At 61.3% G+C, this 16,586-nt stretch carries 22 protein-coding genes; 11 read left to right on the top strand and 11 right to left on the bottom strand.

The features are described 5' to 3' along the window. Positions 1-192: 192 nt before the first annotated feature. The 3 genes from arfB to ACOOHD_RS01990 all read right to left on the bottom strand — a co-directional run bounded on the left by arfB (position 193) and on the right by ACOOHD_RS01990 (position 1,889). Positions 193-594 (bottom strand): alternative ribosome rescue aminoacyl-tRNA hydrolase ArfB, encoded by a 402-nt coding sequence (gene arfB, locus ACOOHD_RS02000; RefSeq protein ID WP_420459891.1) that lies wholly within the window; start codon positions 592-594, stop codon positions 193-195. After that, the gene (locus tag ACOOHD_RS01995; protein WP_420459890.1) at positions 591-1,286 is read right to left on the bottom strand and encodes a metallophosphoesterase; all 696 of its coding nucleotides are present in this window, start codon (positions 1,284-1,286) and stop codon (positions 591-593) included. The genes arfB and ACOOHD_RS01995 overlap by 4 nt, the downstream gene beginning before the upstream one ends. Positions 1,287-1,376: 90 nt before the next feature. Next, positions 1,377-1,889, bottom strand: coding sequence for a DUF1573 domain-containing protein (locus ACOOHD_RS01990; protein WP_420459889.1), 513 nt, complete (start codon positions 1,887-1,889; stop codon positions 1,377-1,379). Between the two features lie 86 nt (positions 1,890-1,975). Here ACOOHD_RS01990 and ACOOHD_RS01985 point away from each other — a divergent pair, with 86 nt between their 5' ends. After that, entirely contained in the window at positions 1,976-2,659 is a 684-nt protein-coding gene (locus ACOOHD_RS01985; RefSeq protein ID WP_420459888.1) for a YjjG family noncanonical pyrimidine nucleotidase, read from the top strand. Between the two features lie 56 nt (positions 2,660-2,715). Here the strand turns inward: ACOOHD_RS01985 and ACOOHD_RS01980 are convergent, their stop codons facing one another. Next, positions 2,716-3,270 carry a ferritin-like domain-containing protein gene (locus ACOOHD_RS01980; RefSeq protein WP_420459887.1) on the bottom strand — a complete coding sequence of 185 codons (555 nt, stop codon included), beginning with the start codon at positions 3,268-3,270 and terminating at the stop codon, positions 2,716-2,718. A gap of 177 nt (positions 3,271-3,447) precedes the next feature. Here ACOOHD_RS01980 and ACOOHD_RS01975 point away from each other — a divergent pair, with 177 nt between their 5' ends. Then, on the top strand, positions 3,448-4,272 hold the full coding sequence (locus tag ACOOHD_RS01975; RefSeq protein ID WP_420459886.1) for a type 1 glutamine amidotransferase: 825 nt from the start codon (positions 3,448-3,450) through the stop codon (positions 4,270-4,272). A gap of 81 nt (positions 4,273-4,353) precedes the next feature. Next, on the top strand, positions 4,354-5,223 hold the full coding sequence (locus tag ACOOHD_RS01970; protein WP_420459885.1) for an SDR family NAD(P)-dependent oxidoreductase: 870 nt from the start codon (positions 4,354-4,356) through the stop codon (positions 5,221-5,223). On the opposite strand, the gene ACOOHD_RS01965 is transcribed toward ACOOHD_RS01970, so the two are convergent. Then, positions 5,213-6,049 carry an SDR family NAD(P)-dependent oxidoreductase gene (locus ACOOHD_RS01965; protein WP_420459884.1) on the bottom strand — a complete coding sequence of 279 codons (837 nt, stop codon included), beginning with the start codon at positions 6,047-6,049 and terminating at the stop codon, positions 5,213-5,215. The two genes, ACOOHD_RS01970 and ACOOHD_RS01965, sit on opposite strands and share 11 nt — an antisense overlap. Positions 6,050-6,052: 3 nt before the next feature. Further along, complete coding sequence (gene xseB, locus ACOOHD_RS01960) at positions 6,053-6,235, bottom strand: exodeoxyribonuclease VII small subunit (RefSeq protein ID WP_420459883.1); 183 nt, start codon at positions 6,233-6,235, stop codon at positions 6,053-6,055. A 106-nt stretch (positions 6,236-6,341) separates the two neighbouring features. Here xseB and ACOOHD_RS01955 point away from each other — a divergent pair, with 106 nt between their 5' ends. Beyond that, positions 6,342-7,010: a hypothetical protein gene (locus tag ACOOHD_RS01955; RefSeq protein ID WP_420459882.1), complete on the top strand. Its 669-nt coding sequence runs from the start codon at positions 6,342-6,344 to the stop codon at positions 7,008-7,010. Here the strand turns inward: ACOOHD_RS01955 and ACOOHD_RS01950 are convergent, their stop codons facing one another. Then, positions 7,011-7,295: a hypothetical protein gene (locus tag ACOOHD_RS01950; protein WP_420459881.1), complete on the bottom strand. Its 285-nt coding sequence runs from the start codon at positions 7,293-7,295 to the stop codon at positions 7,011-7,013. 66 nt (positions 7,296-7,361) lie between these two features. Here ACOOHD_RS01950 and ACOOHD_RS01945 point away from each other — a divergent pair, with 66 nt between their 5' ends. Together ACOOHD_RS01945 and ACOOHD_RS01940 are read left to right on the top strand one after the other, a co-directional pair. Next, positions 7,362-7,955: a porin family protein gene (locus ACOOHD_RS01945; RefSeq protein ID WP_420459880.1), complete on the top strand. Its 594-nt coding sequence runs from the start codon at positions 7,362-7,364 to the stop codon at positions 7,953-7,955. Between the two features lie 18 nt (positions 7,956-7,973). Continuing rightward, positions 7,974-8,918, top strand: coding sequence for an exopolyphosphatase (locus ACOOHD_RS01940; protein WP_420459879.1), 945 nt, complete (start codon positions 7,974-7,976; stop codon positions 8,916-8,918). On the opposite strand, the gene ACOOHD_RS01935 is transcribed toward ACOOHD_RS01940, so the two are convergent. Continuing rightward, positions 8,890-9,822, bottom strand: coding sequence for a DUF3137 domain-containing protein (locus ACOOHD_RS01935; protein WP_420459878.1), 933 nt, complete (start codon positions 9,820-9,822; stop codon positions 8,890-8,892). The genes ACOOHD_RS01940 and ACOOHD_RS01935 overlap by 29 nt on opposite strands. 156 nt (positions 9,823-9,978) lie before the next feature. Between ACOOHD_RS01935 and ACOOHD_RS01930 the strand changes: the two genes are divergently transcribed. The 4 genes from ACOOHD_RS01930 to ACOOHD_RS01915 are packed head-to-tail and all read left to right on the top strand — an operon-like array spanning position 9,979 to position 13,292. Next, positions 9,979-10,812, top strand: a complete 834-nt coding sequence (locus tag ACOOHD_RS01930) for an outer membrane protein assembly factor BamD (RefSeq protein ID WP_420459877.1) — start codon at positions 9,979-9,981, stop codon at positions 10,810-10,812. Then, entirely contained in the window at positions 10,778-11,128 is a 351-nt protein-coding gene (locus tag ACOOHD_RS01925) for a DNA-directed RNA polymerase subunit omega (RefSeq protein ID WP_420459876.1), read from the top strand. Before ACOOHD_RS01930 ends, ACOOHD_RS01925 begins: the two co-directional genes overlap by 35 nt. 5 nt (positions 11,129-11,133) lie before the next feature. Continuing rightward, the gene (gene coaBC, locus ACOOHD_RS01920; protein ID WP_420459875.1) at positions 11,134-12,327 is read left to right on the top strand and encodes a bifunctional phosphopantothenoylcysteine decarboxylase/phosphopantothenate--cysteine ligase CoaBC; all 1,194 of its coding nucleotides are present in this window, start codon (positions 11,134-11,136) and stop codon (positions 12,325-12,327) included. Continuing rightward, the gene (locus ACOOHD_RS01915) at positions 12,324-13,292 is read left to right on the top strand and encodes a DUF4835 family protein (protein ID WP_420459874.1); all 969 of its coding nucleotides are present in this window, start codon (positions 12,324-12,326) and stop codon (positions 13,290-13,292) included. Before coaBC ends, ACOOHD_RS01915 begins: the two co-directional genes overlap by 4 nt. On the opposite strand, the gene ACOOHD_RS01910 is transcribed toward ACOOHD_RS01915, so the two are convergent. Genes ACOOHD_RS01910 through ACOOHD_RS01900 form a run of 3 tightly spaced genes read right to left on the bottom strand, consistent with a single transcriptional unit; the run spans position 13,264 to position 15,253 of the window. Next, complete coding sequence (locus ACOOHD_RS01910) at positions 13,264-14,319, bottom strand: DNA topoisomerase IB (protein ID WP_420459873.1); 1,056 nt, start codon at positions 14,317-14,319, stop codon at positions 13,264-13,266. The two genes, ACOOHD_RS01915 and ACOOHD_RS01910, sit on opposite strands and share 29 nt — an antisense overlap. Before the next feature lie 52 nt (positions 14,320-14,371). Further along, positions 14,372-14,617, bottom strand: a complete 246-nt coding sequence (locus ACOOHD_RS01905; protein ID WP_420459872.1) for a hypothetical protein — start codon at positions 14,615-14,617, stop codon at positions 14,372-14,374. A 57-nt stretch (positions 14,618-14,674) separates the two neighbouring features. Further along, a complete protein-coding gene (locus tag ACOOHD_RS01900) occupies positions 14,675-15,253 on the bottom strand; it encodes a sigma-70 family RNA polymerase sigma factor (protein ID WP_420459871.1) in 579 nt (192 codons plus the stop codon). Between the two features lie 329 nt (positions 15,254-15,582). Between ACOOHD_RS01900 and ACOOHD_RS01895 the strand changes: the two genes are divergently transcribed. Further along, positions 15,583-16,533 (top strand): magnesium transporter CorA family protein, encoded by a 951-nt coding sequence (locus ACOOHD_RS01895; protein ID WP_420459870.1) that lies wholly within the window; start codon positions 15,583-15,585, stop codon positions 16,531-16,533. Positions 16,534-16,586 lie beyond the last annotated feature (53 nt).

The raw sequence follows: 16,586 nt of genomic DNA, 5'->3' as shown, positions 1-16,586 counted from the left end.
GGGTTGTTGCGTTTACGGGGATGCTCGCTTTGCTCGTTGTTGGGTTGTTGCGTTTACGGCGATGCTCGCTTCGCTCGTCTCGGTGTTGTATCTGACGTTGCACCTGCGGCCCCGCCTGCCTACCACACCTACCACACCTACCACGACGGTAACGCAACAACTCAACAACCTAACAACTCAACAACTCAACAACTACCACCGAACCTTCCCCCGCCCAGCCTTCACCTCTCCCCGCTGCTTCTTCTTCTCCAGCCGCTTGCGGCTATTGGCCTTAAAGGCACCGGCCTTGCGCTTTTTGGGAGGATTGCGGATGCCGCGTTCGAGGAGCTGGCGCAGGGCCGCTAGGGCGCGCTTGCGGTTGGTGTGCTGGCTGCGGTCGCTCTGGTCGGTGACGGAGAGGCGGCCCTGGCCGTCGATGCGATTGCCGAGGTGGTAGCGGAGGTTATCGCGTTCGCGGCGGCTGAGGCCCTGGCTGGCGTCGAGGTCGAGGACCAGCTCAACGCGGCTTTCGGTCTTATTGACGTGCTGCCCACCGGCGCCAGAGGAGCGAGAGGTACGCAGCTCGAGCTCGCGCTCGATGACATCCCAGTTCATCGGTCCAGGTTAGGTACGAAGGTGAAGGTACGCTCGTCGAGGTTCATGGCGCAGAGGTGACCCATGCCGGGCTTGACGTGGAAGCAGCCGGCGTCGATGGCGAAGACGGGGTAGGCGCGGCGGCGGGGGTGGCCCTGGGCCTCGACCTGTAGCCGGGTCAGGGGGGTGTGACCGTGCACGATTTTGCGGTCGCCCAGCCAGTCGTAGTCGATGTGACGGTACCAATTGCGACGATTAAGCATGGCCTTTCTACCCTTGAGGGGGTTGCGGCGGCGGAAATTGAGGCCGGCATGGATCAGAATGTAATCGTCGAGCAGATAGTAGTAGGGTAGCTCGTTGAGCCAGAAGACGTGGATAGGGTCGATGCGGCCCTCGGGATTATCTTCGGTGACATAGCTCTTTTTGGTGGAGGAGGCCCCGGCGCTGCGCCAGGCGGCCCGGGAGCGTTTGTCGCCGATCAGGATAGCGTCGACCATGTACTGATCGTGGTTGCCGCGCAGGCCATGCACCCGGTAGCCGTCGTCCTGCAACTTGATAACGTACTCCAGTACCTGGGCACTGCGGGGCCCCCGGTCCACAAAATCGCCGAGCAGGTAGAGCTCGTCGGTGGTGCCGAAGCTGATCCGATCCAGCAGGGCTTCGAAGGTACGGGCGCAGCCGTGGATATCGGAAATAGCTAGTCTACGGGGCATTCGGTCGGAAGGGCCGGCAAAAGTAACGAAAACGCCCCGTCCGCAGCAAGCTGTGAACGGGGCGTTCGGTAGTTCGCGGTTGGGTCCTACCTACTGGGTAGCCGCGTTGGGGTCGGCCACTACGGTACCGTCCAGCGAAATATAGGTCTGGGCGGGCTCGGTGTTGGCGGTGACGGTCACGCGCTGCTGGCGCTCACCGACCTTGTTGCGGGTATCGAAGCGTACGGTGATCTCACCGGTCTCACCCGGGGCAATGGGGGCCGTGGGTTTAGAAGGCACGGTGCAGCCGCAGGTACCGCGGGCATCGGCTACGACGAGGGGCTCGTTGCCGGTGTTGGTGAAGTTGAAGGTGTGGGTGATGATCTCACCCTCGGTGACGCTACCGAAGTTGAAGGAGCTCTCGGCGAAGCTGAGGCTAGTGGTGGGCCCGGCGGGGGTCACTACACCGGGCTGGGCGGGAGCGGCGGCGGCGGGGTTAGCCGGCATGGTGGTCTCGATGTCCTGGCGGGCGGCATCGCGGACCTCGTCGTTGCCCTGCTGGCAGGAGAAGAGGCCTACGGCGAGCAGGCAGGTGGCGAGAAAACTTGAACGGAAGGTAAACATAGTAAGCGTGTTTTGTTAGTCGGTATTCGAGGGGTAAACAGCGTGGGGCGGAGAATGGATATACGTAGCTTGTTAACGCTTTGTCAATGACTCCCTACACCTGGCTGCTCTTCGACGCCGACAACACCCTGTGGGACTTCGACGCCGCCGAGGCCCACGCGCTGGAGCAGACGCTACTGGAGCGCGACATAGCCTGGTCAGCCGAGGTACTGGGTACCTACCGGCTCATCAACCGTGCGGCCTGGGACGACTACGAGGCCGGTCGCCTACCCAGGGAGCAGCTCCGCGATATTCGCTTCCGTCGCCTACTGGAGCACTACCGGCAGGACCACCCCGCCGAGGAGCTCTCCCTCAGTTACCGCAATTACCTGGCCGCCAGCCACCACCTGCTCGACGGGGCCCTGGAGGTGCTCGAGTACGCGCAGTCGCGCTACCACCTAGGACTGATTACCAACGGACTCCAGGAGGTGCAGCGGCCGCGCCTAGCCAACACCGGCATCGCGCCCTACTTCGAGTTCATCGCCGTCAGCGACGAGCTGGGAGTAGCCAAGCCGCAGGCCGCCTTTTTCGATCACGCCTACGCTCAGATGGGGCGTCCGCCCCGGGAACGGGTGCTGGTTATCGGAGACAATCCGAATGCGGACATAAAGGGGGCCCTCGACTACGGCTTTGCGGCCTGCTGGCTGCGGCACCCGGGGGCGGCCGACCGCAGGCACCTTGGGGAGACGTTACGCATCCGAAAGATCACCGAGCTGCTGAGGTATATATAAAAACCGCCGATCCCCGGGCGGGAATCGGCGGTACGGTAGGTAATGTATCAGGTGAGCTAGTTCGCGGCGGCCTCTTCCTCACTGTGGAGAAAACCGATCGATAGACTGTCCTCACCCAGGAAGTGCTCGCAGTGGTGGGCCCGGTCTTCGATTTTGAAGAGGAACTTCTCTAGCATCGACTTGGTGCCGTAGTCGCCGAGCTCAAACGCCTTCTGAATCGAGGTGCGGAACTCCTGGGCGATCTTCTTCTCATTGTTCATATCGGCCTTGATCCCGTCGCGGATGTGAAAGACACCTTCGGGCTCCTGCTCAATGTAGCTGAGCTCCACGTAGTTTTCCATACGGGTAGTGGGGTCGTAGCCCAGTAGGGTGATGCGCTCGGCTACGGCGTCGGCCTGCTTATGGATTTCGTTATAATTCTCCTCCAAAAAGAGGTGCAGGTCACGGAACTGCGGGCCTTCCACCAGCCAGTGGTGCTTGTGGTACTGAAAGTACTGGATCCAGAGGGCGGCCAGGTGGCGGTCCAGGTGCTCGCGCATCGTGCTACAGGCCTCGTCGCTCAGTCCTACGGGGTTTCCTTCGTACTCCTTGTGTTCTCTTAATTTATCCATTTTATCGGGTGGGTTTTCTTTTTGCAACGGGGGCTAAGCCTACGATGTTCGGCTTGTGGTACTAGGGGGGCAGCGGCGTCCGTTCCTTGACAAAGGGCTACCTTCTCGCCCCCCCACCCTGAATTTTGGCCGCACTTTGCGTCCCAGTTACGTTAGTACACAAAATCCCCAAAGAACATGAGCCGCCTCCGTCTCGCCATCCTCGACCTCTATAACGGTATCCCTAACCAGGGCATGCGCTGCATCCTGGAACTGGTGGAACAGTTCGCCGACGTCCTCGACTACGAGGTCTTCGACGTACGGGCTAAGCACGAGGTGCCCGATCTATCCTTCGATATCTACATCAGCTCCGGGGGACCCGGTGATCCCCGCGAAGGAGATGGGGTGTGGGAGCCCCTGTGGGGGCAGTGGTTCGATGCGGTACGGGAGCATAACGCCCACTCGGCAAATCGCAAGTTCATATTCTTTATTTGCCACAGCTTTCAGATGGCCGTCCACCACCTGGGCATGGCCGAGGTGACCCAGCGCCGTAGCCTCAGTTTTGGCACCTTCCCCATGCACATCACGCAGTCCGGCGCCGCCGATCCCATTTTCGCCGGGTTGCCGGACCCCTTTACCGCCGCCGATTTCCGGCGCTACCAGGTGGTGCAGCCGCGGGCCGAACGCATGCAGGAGCTCGGCGCCACCATCCTGGCCATCGAAAAGGACCGGCCCCACGTCGATCTGGAGCGTGCCACCATGGCCATCCGCTGGACGCCCGAGATCGTCGGTACGCAGTTTCATCCCGAAGCCGACGCAGAGGGTATGCTCCAGCACTTTAGCCGCCCCGACATCAAAGCAGAAGTCATCGCCGAGCACGGCCGTGAGAAGTGGATCAATCTGATCACCGATCTGAGTGATGTGTCCAAGATTGCGCGCACCCACGATACCGTCATTCCCAGTTTTTTACGGCGCGCCATTGCCGTGCTTTCTCCCGAAGCAGAAGTAGCCGGCCGCCTATAAGTGTGCCGCGGGCAGGTACCACCTCCTGTACCGGATTAAGTTACCTTTGGGTCGCGTAATACACTTGAACACACGACCCTTATGACTAAGTCACCCACCTCCCACGCCGCCGCTGAATGGGTACTCATCACCGGGGGATCGCACGGGATCGGACTGGCCCTGGCACGGGAATGCCAGCGACAGGGGCTCGGAGTTGCCATTGTGGCCCTGCCGGATGCGCACCTTGCCACCGCCCGTAGGCTACTTACCCAGGCGGGCCTCCCACCGGCTTGCTTTCTGGGGCTTGACCTCACCGCCCCCCAGGCCATCGACCGGGTCGTTGACTGGGTGGCCGAGGAGCACATTGCCCTCCACTACCTGATCAATAATGCCGGTTTCGGCCGTGGTGGGCTCTTCGAGCATACGCCCTGGGCCGAGTACCGGACCATGCTGCAACTGAACAATCAGGTCATGGTGGAGCTCATCCACCGGTTATTGCCCCAGCTCAAAGCTACCCGTGGGGGTATCCTCAACATGAGTAGTATGGAGGCTACCCTACCCCTGCCCTACAAGACTGTCTATACCGGTACCAAGGGAATGGTGTACAACTTCAGTCTGGCACTGCGTGAGGAATTTAGGTACCATGGCGTAAGCGTGTCCGTCCTCTGCCCCGGCCCCGTGATCACCAACGAAGACGGCCTGCGCCGCGTCGAGGCCCAGGGTGCCCGGGCCCGCCTACTAGTCACGATGCCCGAAGACATTGCCCCCGAGGCCATCCGCGGCATGCTCGCCGGAAAGGCCGTCATCGTGCCCGGTCGGCTGGTACGGTTGCTGATCGGCGTGTGCTACCTCACGCCACGCCCCTTGCGCATGCGTATCCTCGAACGACTCTTCAGCCGCTACCGGGATACCCCCCCGACCCCCAGTACTGCTCCCCCGGCAGCGCTACAAAGCTCGGCCGTCAACACGTAAATGTAAAACCGGTCAGTCGCTCACTCTCCTCCCAGAGCCGCGTGGCCTCCGAGTCGGAATAAGAGCTGGAGTACGATTGCTTGGGTCGGCAGTCGTCCCAGTATAGACCACTCGGCGGCGTATCCGCCACGGTAGCCAGGAAGATACTCGTAGCCGCGCCCTGCGCCGCCGTCTTGTGCCCGCTCATCCGCCGCCGCACCTGCCAGGCCAGACGGTGCAGCCAGGTGTTTCCCTTGAGCCCAATGTCGGTCTGCACCAGTCCGGGCTGGATAGCACAGATCACCGTATTGTTCGTACAACGCCGTTCGTATTCGTAGCAGAACAGTACGTTAGCCAGCTTACTCTGGGCGTATGACCGCAGCCCGTGGTACCTGCCCTGTAGGCTCAGGTCTTCAAAGTGCATCCCCTTCACCTGCTTGTGGCTGTCGCTTGCCACACAAAGCACCCGCGCCCCCGGCTGTAGGTGCGATTGCAGCAGCCCCGTGAGCAAAAAGTAGGCCAGGTGGTTGACCGCGAAGGTCCGCTCGATACCCTCTGCGGTCAGTTCGCGGGTGGAGTTCCAGACGCCGGCGTTGTTGATCAGTACGTCTAGCAGGGGGTGGTCGCGGCGCACGGTCACGGCGAGCTCACGTACTGCGGATTGCTCACCCAGATCGGCGGCCAGGGGCACCAACGTACCCGTACCAATCTCCGCTACGGCAGCCTCGGCGCGCTCCAGCGTACGACCGTGCAGCAGCACCCGCCACCCCTGCCGGGCCAGGGCGCGTGCGGTCTCCAGCCCGATGCCGGAGGTGGCTCCGGTGATGAGTACGGTTTTTTTCGGCATGGCTTACTCGGTCTGCTGGCGTAATTCGATCAGGCCCTCCTCCACCCCCCGGAGCTTGGCGCGGCAGGCGGCCAGGAGCTGCTCGGCGCGGGCCACGCGGGCATGGAGCTGATCGATATCGGCGGGAACTTCGCGGAGCTGAGCCAGGATCTGTTCCAGCTCGGCCATAGCCTCGGCGTAGGTCATGGCGCGAAAGTAGTGCCTGCGGGCCGTCAATTCAAAGCCGCGGCGGTGCCGGGAAAGAACACGCCCCCCCGCCACGCACGTTATACCGCCAAACACTACCTCAACAATGCGTTATACCTTCCTCTTGCTACTCACCTTAGCTTGCACCTGCGTCCGCGCCCAGACGCCTAACACCCAGGGCACCGGCGGGGCCGAAACCACCAACCTGGCCACCGGCAGCGAAATGAAGTTGTGGGCCGGCATCTTCGAGGAAAGCAACGTGGGCTTCCTGCACGTGTACGTCGACCCCACCGTGGACCCCCTGGAGACCTACCTCTTCCGCGGCGTAGAGATGGGCGAGGGCGAGGTATCGCAACTACCGCAAGCATACTTTTCCGATCTCGGTAGTACCGAGGGCAAGTTTTACGCCGCCATGGCCATCCAGGGCATCGAGGAAAACCTGTATCTGGTGCGCTTCCAGGGCAAGGAGGGCGGACGCATCGACCAGTTTGCCATCCGTGACGAGCAGCCCATGCACCTCAAGACGCTAGCCTACCTGAAGTGCGACGAGCCCGGCACCTGCGCCCAGCTCGATAGCTACATCACGGACGTGAACCTGGATACCAAGTTCGACCTCATCCAAATTAGCCGCCAAAATGCAGCGGATACCGGGGAGGAGCGCCACGTCTACACCATGCCCCGCGAGACCCGCGAGTGGGCCGAAACTCAGGAGCTCGACGTCCCCTGGGAGGGCATCACCTTCTACGAGCATCCCTCGGCCAGCCGCAACCACTAGTTACTCTTCCTCCCCACTCAGCCCCACGAAGCGAGCCACGCGGCGCAGCAGTTTTGCTGATGAAGCGCTTAGCTCCGGCGTCGGCTCGCGGTACTGCGACAGAATATCGTAAAGTACGTTGATGCGCCCCTCGGTATCGTAGAAGCGGTTGACGATCACAATTTTACGCTGCTCCACCAGGCAGTAGCCGGAGGTAAAATTGCCCTTTTCGTAGCGCACCGCGTAGCCCAGTTCACGCAGCAGCATCTCTAGTTTTTTCAGGCTGTGTTTCGTGGTAGGTAACATGGGGCGGGGCCGCCGGTGCAGCGTAGGTGGCGGCGGGCAAAGGTAGCCGCCCGTTACATTTATCGCATGTGGAAGCTGATTTTCCTCTTCGCGCTGAGTACCGCGACCCTGAGCGCGCAAACGTTTCGGGCCGCCGCCCTGGTGGGGCTGAACCTGAGCCAGCTCGACGGCGATGACCTGCTGGGCTTTCACCAGCCGGGGCTCAATGCGGGGTTACGGGTGGTCGCCGTGCTGGACGACCACTGGCGGGTGGGCCCCGAAATCCTGTTTAGCCAGCAGGGGGCGAAGCGTAATACGAACTCCGTGACCCAGAGCGCCTTCGACGCCTTCCGCTTCCAAACTGTGGAGCTACCGGTCATGGTGCACTACCACGACTGGCGCCTGACGGCAGAGGCGGGAGTAAGCTACCAGCGCCTATTGAGCTACCGGGTCGTCAACACCCTGGGAGAAGATGTAACGGATGATGTTCATCTGCAGGATGATGCGCTCGTGCTGCACCTGGGGGCGACGCTCGACCTGAGTCCCCGCCTGGGCCTCCACTTCCGGTGGAGCCGGCACTTGACGAATCAGCAGGCGGGGGCCGGCCCACGCTTCGTGAGCCGCTCGCTTACGTTCCGCGCGGTGTACACCATCGGGCGGGCTACTGACTTACCGCAATAATTTAACCTACTACCACCCATGACTACCGACCTGCGCGCCGTGATCGACCTCGGCACGAACACCTTTCACCTGCTCATTGGACGACTGCTAAACGATGGGCGCATTGAGGAAGTGTACCGTGAGCGCGTGTTCGTGAAATTAGCGAGCGGGGGGATCAAACTGATCGGTCCCGACCCGTTTGCACGGGGCATCGCAGCACTGAACCATTTTAGGAAAATTTTGGAGGAGTATGAGGTAGAGCAGGTTACGGCCATCGGTACGGCGGCGCTGCGCACGGCCTCCAACGGGGAGGTGTTCGTGCGTACGGCGGAGGTGGAGAGCGGCATTATCATTCATCTGGTCCCGGGCGATACGGAGGCCGCCTACATCACGCGGGGCGTACTAGCAGCCCTGCCCCCCCTGGAGGACCGCATATTGATCATGGACATCGGTGGCGGATCGACGGAGTACATCATCGCCTCGGCCGAGGGGGTGCACTGGCGGCGCAGCTTTCCGCTCGGTGTGGCCGTACTACAGCGGCTGTTTCACCACACGGACCCCATCAGCGAGGAAGAGATACGGCTGCTGGAAGTGTTTTTGGACGAGCAGCTACTGCCCCTGCAGGATGCGCTGGAGGAATACCCCGCCCACCACCTGGTCGGCGCTGCCGGCACCTTCGATGTGATGGCTGACGTGTTGCTGGACCGGGAGGCGCAGGCGCATGTGACTAGTCACCGGTTGGCCCTGGCGGGACTGGAGGAATTACACTTTGCCATCATCGCGGCTACGGCCGAGGAGCGGTTGGCGATGCCGGGTATCCCACCGGAGCGGGTCGACCTGATCGTGGTGGCGATGCTGCTGATCCGGCACACCATGCAGCTGGCGGGTATCCGAAAAATTACCGTGAGCGACTACGCCATGAAGGAGGGCATCCTACTGGAGGAGGCTGACTCGATCAGTGCGTCTGATCAAAATCTTGAATGACTCTGAGCATCAGCGTGATGTCGGCGTAGAAGCGGCGGATAAGTTGGAAGGACAGGTTGGACCGAAAAAAGCGGGGCTCCAGCAGGTCGTAGCCGTGCTCCAGTCCGATGAAAAGGTCCCGGTCGTGGACGGCGAAGTAAAGATCGCGCTGCTCCCGCTGGTAGAAAGCCAGGAGGGCCTCCTGCATCGGCGGGGTAAGAATACTGGCCACCTTCGTACCCGGGTGGGCATAAACGGCGAAGGTTTCCCGGAACTGCTCATTGAGGATTTCGACGTCGGCCAAGCGGCCCTGACCGCTGATGTAGGCGTCAATGGTGCGCTTGAGGCGCCGCAGGTGATGGCGGGGCCAGACGGCCACCCGGCCTTCCGTGGGCTCATTGAAGATCGCATGCACGAACAACCCACTAAATACCAGCTGCAGGCGGTTGCTCGCCGGGCTGATCTCCTGTACGTAGGCCTCACCCATTTCAAAGGCCATCTCGCCGACCAGTCCGCGGATGTAGTCCTCCGCCCGGTAGCTATCCGGATGCGGACGGAACAGCCCGCTGCGCTCGAAGCGGTCACGCAGGATGGGCCGTTGGGCATCGTAGTGCAGGGACCGGAAGTTGGGCGAGTCGTTGATGAAGTCCAGCAGCAGCTGAATGACGGCCGGCTTAAACGACTGCCGGAAACGCTCGATGCGTAGGTACAGCCAGCCCAGGTAGAAGGCAATGGGGACTACGAGTAGCAGGTTGAGAAAGCCGAGGTCGTACACCAGAAAGGCGATGGTAGCGGCGAAGATGCCCAGCAGCGAGAGCGCCATGCCCCAGAGGATACGCTTGCGCAGGGCCTCCAGGCGCAGGAGCTCCGGGCGGATGGTGGTGTTGTAGTACAGGCGGAGCTCGGGCAGGCGGGGGGGGAGCATGGTGGGGAAGGTAGAATATTGCTACTACACTCGACTCGTTAGCACAGCCAGAGGCTGCGTTTTTCTACCGCTGCCAGAGGCAGCATTGTACTGCCCGGCAACCAACCCTAGGCCTGCGGAGATTGTCTATTTTAAAACCCTTACCTTTGCGCGCTTATGCAGTACGGCATCAAACTTACCGTTCTTTTTCTGGCCCTCTTCCTGGTGGGCTGCCGCAGTGAGTTCGAGACAATTCGGACGAGCACGGACCCGGCGCTGATCCTGCAGAAGGCCGATGCCTACTACGATGCCGGAGAATACCAGCGGGCCCAGACGTTGTACGAGCTGGTGATCGCCCCCTACCGGGGCCGGGCCGAGGCCGAGCAGATCGCCTACCGCTACGCCTACACCTACTACTACACCGAGCAGTACGTGCTGGCCAGCTACTACTTCAAAAACTTCGCCACGACCTACGGGGGCAGTCCGCTACGCGAAGAGGCGGATTTCATGTCGGCCTACTCCAACTATGAGCTGAGCCCCACTTACCGGCTCGACCAGAGCTACAGCGTGAAGGCCATCGAGGGCTTCGAGGAGTTTGCCAACCGCTACCCCAGTAGCGAACGGGTGGACGAGGCCAACCGGCTCATCGACGAGATGCGCGCTAAGATGGAGCTCAAGGATTTCGAGAGTGCTAAGCTTTACATGGACATCGAGCGTTATGAGTCTGCCCTTGTAAGTTTCGAAAACGTCCTCAAAGAATATCCGGAGACCAAACGAGCCGAGGAAATTCGCTACCTGATGACCCGGGTCCAGTACGAATACGCCGACCGTAGCTTCCGACTCCGTAAGCCGGAGCGCCTGGAGGCTACGATCGAATTGGCGGATAATTTTCTGGCCCGTTTTCCCAACAGCCAGTACCAGGACGAGGTCACCACCATCCTGGCCAAATCACAAAAAGAACTAAACGATCTAGCAGATGTCAGATATCAAAGCACGGGCACAGGGTCTTAGCCCCGATACCGCCGCCCGCGACATTCAACGCGTCGTCGGACAGACCGGCAATATTTATGAGGCCCTCGCCATCGTGAGCCGCCGCGCCCGCCAGTTGGCCGTCGATATCAAGCACGAGCTCGACCAGAAGCTGGAAGAGTTCGCCGAGGTCACTGACACTATCGAGGAGGTGGTGGAGAATAAGGAGCAGATCGAGATCTCCAAATTCTACGAAAAGCTTCCCAATCCGGTACTCATCGCCATGCGCGAGTACCTTGACGATGAGCTCTACAGCCGCTACAACGAGCGCCGCGAGGAGGACGAGGACGACCTGTAGTCCCCTTGCTGGCCGGCAAGAAAATCATTCTGGGCGTCAGCGGTAGTATTGCGGCCTACAAGTCGGCCCTCATCGTAAGGGGGCTCATCCGGGCGGGCGCGCAGGTGCGGGTACTCATGACGCCAGCTGCCACCAAATTTATCTCCCCGCTCACCCTCGCCACCCTCTCCAAACATGAGGTCATCACCTCCGTGCACAGCGAGGCGGGCTGGAACAACCACGTCGAACTGGGGCTATGGGCCGACGCTTACCTAATCGCTCCCACCACCGCCACCACCCTGGCTAAGCTAGCCCACGGCATCTGCGATACGGCCCTGGTGGCCGTGTACCTATCCGCCCGCTGCCCGGTCTTCTTCGCCCCGGCCATGGACGTCGATATGTGGCTGCACCCCGCTACCCGGGCCAATGTGGCTAAGCTGCAATCCTACGGCAACCACCTCATCGACGTCGACAGCGGCGAGTTAGCTAGTGGGTTGCAGGGGCAGGGGCGCCTGGCCGAACCAGAGCGCATCCTACAGACGCTAGCGGACCACTTCACTCCGGGAGACCTCAAGGGCGAACACATCTTAGTCACGGCCGGCCCCACCTACGAAGACCTCGATCCAGTGCGCTTTCTGGGTAACCGGAGCACGGGGCGGATGGGCATCGCGCTGGCCGAAGCAGCGGCGGCGCGGGGAGCACAAGTTGAACTCATCCTGGGCCCCACGGAACTATCCACGACGGCTTTTGGAGTTACTACCACCACAGTCCGCTCCGCCCGCGAGATGCACGCGGCGGCGATTGAGCTTTGGCCGAAATGTACCGCCGCCATTCTTTCGGCCGCCGTGGCCGATTACCGTCCGGCGGAAGTAGCGCAGGAGAAGATCAAGAAGAGTGCGAACGAGCTGAACGTGCGCCTAGTCCGCAATCCCGACATTGCTGCCGATCTGGGCACCAGCAAACGCCCCGACCAGCTCCTGGTCGGCTTCGCGCTGGAAACCGAGCACGGACTAGCCAACGCCCGCGAAAAGCTTACACGTAAGCACCTCGACTTCATCGTCCTCAATTCCCCCCGCACCCCCGGGGCCGGCTTCGGTCACGCCACCAACCAAATCCAGCTCGTGGACCGCAATACGATCACCGAGTTCGAGTTAAAATCGAAGCGAGCCGTCGCCGAAGACATCCTGGACCGCCTCGTAGCCGTTAAACAGACACGATGAAACTGACCGCCTGCCTCCAAGTCCTCTGCCTGCCCCTGCTGCTATCCGCCCAGGGTGAAATCAACTGGACCATCAATCTCAACACCCAGCAGATCACCCAAACCGACAAGCGGGTGCTCCAGACCCTAGAAAAGGACCTAGCTATCTTCCTCAATGGACAGACCTGGACCGACGACCGCTTCGAGCCCGAGGAGCGCATTCAGGCCACCCTCTTCCTCACGCTGGCCGAGGAAACCGATGAGGGCAACGGCACCGAATCCGAAGTAGTGGTACCCGATCGCTTCAAGGGCACGCTAGCGGTGCAAACCTCACGGCCCATCTACGGTACCGGCGAGGTGACCCCCGTGCTCAACTATCAGGATAAGCGTCTAGGCTTCGGCTACCAGCAGTTTGAGGCCATCCAGCTCTCGGAGCAGTCGTTCACCTCCGAGCTCGCCTCGCTGATGGGCTTTTACGCTTACATCATTCTGGGGCTGGACTACGATACCTTTTCCCCCCTGGGCGGCCAACCCTTTTATGAACGCGCCCAGGAGATCTATAACCGGCTGCCGAGTGGACTACAAAACAGCGGCGGATGGACCGCTGCCGGTAAGACCAACAACCGCTACCTGCTGCTCGAAAATCTGCTTAGCCCCCGCATGCTGCCCATGCGCCGGGCACTGTACAACTACCACCGCCTGGGCCTGGACCTGATGCTCACCGATCCGGTCACGGCACGCAACAACATTACCCTGGCCATTGAAGATGTGCAGATGGCTAACCAGGCGTACCCAAGCTCGGCCCTGGTACAGTCTTTCGTCGATGCCAAACGGGAGGAGATCATCGAGATCTACCGTGGGGCCACCGGGGCGGAGCAGAATGCCGTCATCCAAATGATGAGCCGCATCGACCCCTCGGGGGCCGGTCGCTACCGGGAAATCACGGCTACCGCCTCCGCTAGCCGTGGGCGAGCCGGTAGGCGATGATTTCGTCGTGGTCGAACTCCCCGTCAAATTGCCGTTCCTCCTTCGCCGTGACCGAGTCCTCCGCCGGCACCCGCTCCTCAGCGACCGCCGCCAGTACGCTGGGGTGGATGTAGTACTCACGGCAGACCGCCGTGGTATTGCCGAGGAAGTGGGCGACCCGTTCCACGACGCGCAGATCGGGACGCTCGGGTAGCCCGCCCCCATTCTCTTGCTGTAACTCCCAGTAGGCATCGACGGCCGCCGCCGTGCCGGCCCAGGTGCGAAAGAACTTGCTACTGAAGCCGGGGCCGACCAGCTCACGCACCATGTCGTTGACGTCGCCGCTGTCGAGATTATGCAGGCGCCCGTCGTCCCCACGGTAGCGGAACACCTCGTAGCCGGGAAGCTCCGTCATGTTGGTGAGTAGCTGAATGAGGTTGGGGTCGGTCAGGTCCACCTCCCGCTCCTGCCCGCTCTTGCCGATGTAGTCGAAGTGTAGCCCCTGATCGTCTACCTCCACGTGCTTACGGCGTAGGGTGGTCAGCCCGATGGTGCCGTTGCGCTTACGGTAGGAGCTATTGCCCACCCGCATGCCGGTCTCGTCCATGAGGGCTACGGCAATACCGGCGACGCGCTCGCGGGTCCAGCCCCGGGAGCTATCGGAGATGATGCCCCGCAGGGTACGGCGGGCACCGGGCAGGGAACCGGCGAAATCCAGAAGGGTGTTGAATTTATTGAGCTGTTTGAAGGCCAGCCAGTCCGGATGGTACCGGTACTGCTTGCGGCCTGCCTCATCGCGGCCCGTACTGAGCAGGTGCCCGTTTTCGAGGGGGCAAATCCAGACCTCGGTCCAGGCCGGGGGAATGGCCAGGGAGCTGAGACGGTCGTGCACGAGCTTGTCCTCGATCAGGCTCCCGTCCTCGCGAAAGTAATCGAAGCCCTTATCCGGGCGGCGCTGGCGCGTCCAACCGGGTTGCTCGTCGGAGACGTGGACGAGGTCGGGTACGGCAGCAGGAGTGGTGTGGGAAGATGAACGGGCGGCCCCCATGGGTAAGCGGTTAACTGACCCAGGTATAAGGAAATTCGGGCGCTCAGGTTTTCTAGTCCTCGCCGCGGGCGCGCAGGGTATCGATGCGGGCGCGGATAGCGCCGAGGAGCTCGGGCGGGGGGGACTGGGGGCGCAGGTTGCGCTTAAGTAAAACTTTAAAGGCGGCCTCGTCGCTGAGGCGGGCGGTCGCGCGGCCGGGTTCGTCCGCCGACGTGGGACATTCGGATTCGGCTACCTCGGGGAGTGGACGGCCGGGACGATGCTGGGCCCCGTTACGGGAGGGATGGCTGGGAAACATAGCAGGGGAAATTAAAACGTGCCGCCCCGATCGAAATCGGTGGCGGCACGTGGTGGATTAACCTAGGTTGCGGGTGTTGACGATGCCGAAGGTCGATTCGGCATAGCCCTGTAATTGCTTGATGAGCGCGATACGGGCGCGGCGGGTCACGCTCTTGACCGTATTCAGCGGCAGCTCCATGGCCTCGGCGATCTCCTTTTCGGCAAAGTCGTAGAGGTCGGCCATCAGCACCACGGCGCGTTGCTTGTCGTTGAGCAGCGTCATGGCACGCATAATGGGGTCGGAAAAGTCCCGGTCCAGCGCCCCGGCAATCCGTAGATCGGCAAAGCCGGCCATGGGACTCGATTCGTCGCGGTACTGGTAGGCGCTGCGCTCGTCCAGCTCCTGCTCGCCCCGCCGCTTGCGCTTGCGGTAGTCGTTGATGAAGAGATTACGGGCCAGACAAAAGAGCCAGGCACGGCCGTTGGTGCCGCTTTCGTAGTGTTCGAGTTTCTGGTAGGCACGCGCAAAGGTCTCCTGGGTCAGGTCGGCGGCGTCGCTGCCACTGCCGGTCATGCGCAAGAGAAAATTGTAGACCACTTGGTAGTGGACCAGGAGCTCCGCCTCGAAAACGTGCTCGCGGGTCGTGCGTGCCATGGTAGGGGTGATTAAACGGGTGTGCGGAGAGAATGCGCCGCTGCCTACGATAAGTTGCAACAGCGGGAAAAAAACTTTTCAGGGGGCGGGGCCGCAGGTGCAAAGCCGATCGTACGGGCTTACAAACTCTCCCCCGCTGAACCACTTTTTTTACCGACGACCCGAACGTGTCCGTGGGTCAGCCCTGGATAAACAGCCCCTTTTTGAACTCAGCCGACGTCGGGGAATTAGAGGGGAGCGCAGTAAACGAGACGCGGCAGATTAGGGTGCGCTAGGGGGGGCGGTTCGGCTGTTGTACCTTTGCGGGCGCTTCACCAAAACGTCCCGCCATGATCAGCTACTACGCCAGTGCTTCCGGCCGCTTGGGACAGGTGGAGCGGCCCGGCCCCGACAGTTGGATTCACGTCTGCCCGCCCTTCGCCTCCGACGAACTCTCTGACCTGGCCGAGCGCTACGAGCTACCGATCGACTTTCTGACCGACCCGTTGGACATCGACGAGCGCTCGCGCTACGAGCGGGAGGACGAGGCGCGGCTGATCGTCATCAACACCCCCGTACTGAGCGAGTCCGAGACGGAAAACGATAGCATCTACATCACCGTGCCGATCGGTATCATCCTTACGCCCGAGGCGCTGATCACCATTACCTCGGCCCGGGAGCATCCGGTGCTGCAGCTCTTTATCGACAACAAGGTGCGCAACGTCGATACGGCCCGGCGTAGCCAGTTCGTGCTGCGCATCTTCGAGCACACGGTGTACCGCTTCCTCACCTGCCTGAAGCGACTCAACGTGCGGCGCAACCTCATCGAGCAGGAGCTCTACGACTCCAGCCGCAACCGTGAGCTCAAGCAACTACTGAGCATCGAAAAATCGCTAGTTTACTTCATCAATGCCCTCAATGGCAACGAGCTGCTAAAGATGAAGATGAAGCGGGCCGACTTCCTCGGCATCCGCCAGGACGAGGACCTCTGGGACCTTTTTGAAGATATCATCATCGACAACGGCCAGGCCCTGGAGATGGCCAACATCTACACCAATATTCTCAACGGTACCATGGACGCCTACGGCTCCATCATCTCCAACAACCTGAACATCACCATTCAGCGGCTGACGCTCATCACCATCGTGCTCACCGTACCCATGGTCATCGCCAGTTTTTACGGGATGAACGTGCCGATGCCGCTACAGAATGGGAACTATACCTTCCTGCTGATCCTGCTGCTGTCGATTATCCTCAGCATTGCGGTAATCTTCTACTTCCGACGCAAACGACTGTTTTAGACGCTGCACTGATTAGACCATCTAACAGCCGAAAGCGTCTAACCAGCGCAGCG

Origin of the sequence: Neolewinella sp. (assembly GCF_965214665.1) — a bacterium.
Lineage (GTDB): Bacteria > Bacteroidota > Bacteroidia > Chitinophagales > Saprospiraceae > Neolewinella.
Note: the sequence above shows the minus strand (reverse complement) of the source record. Positions and strands in the feature narration are given on the sequence as shown.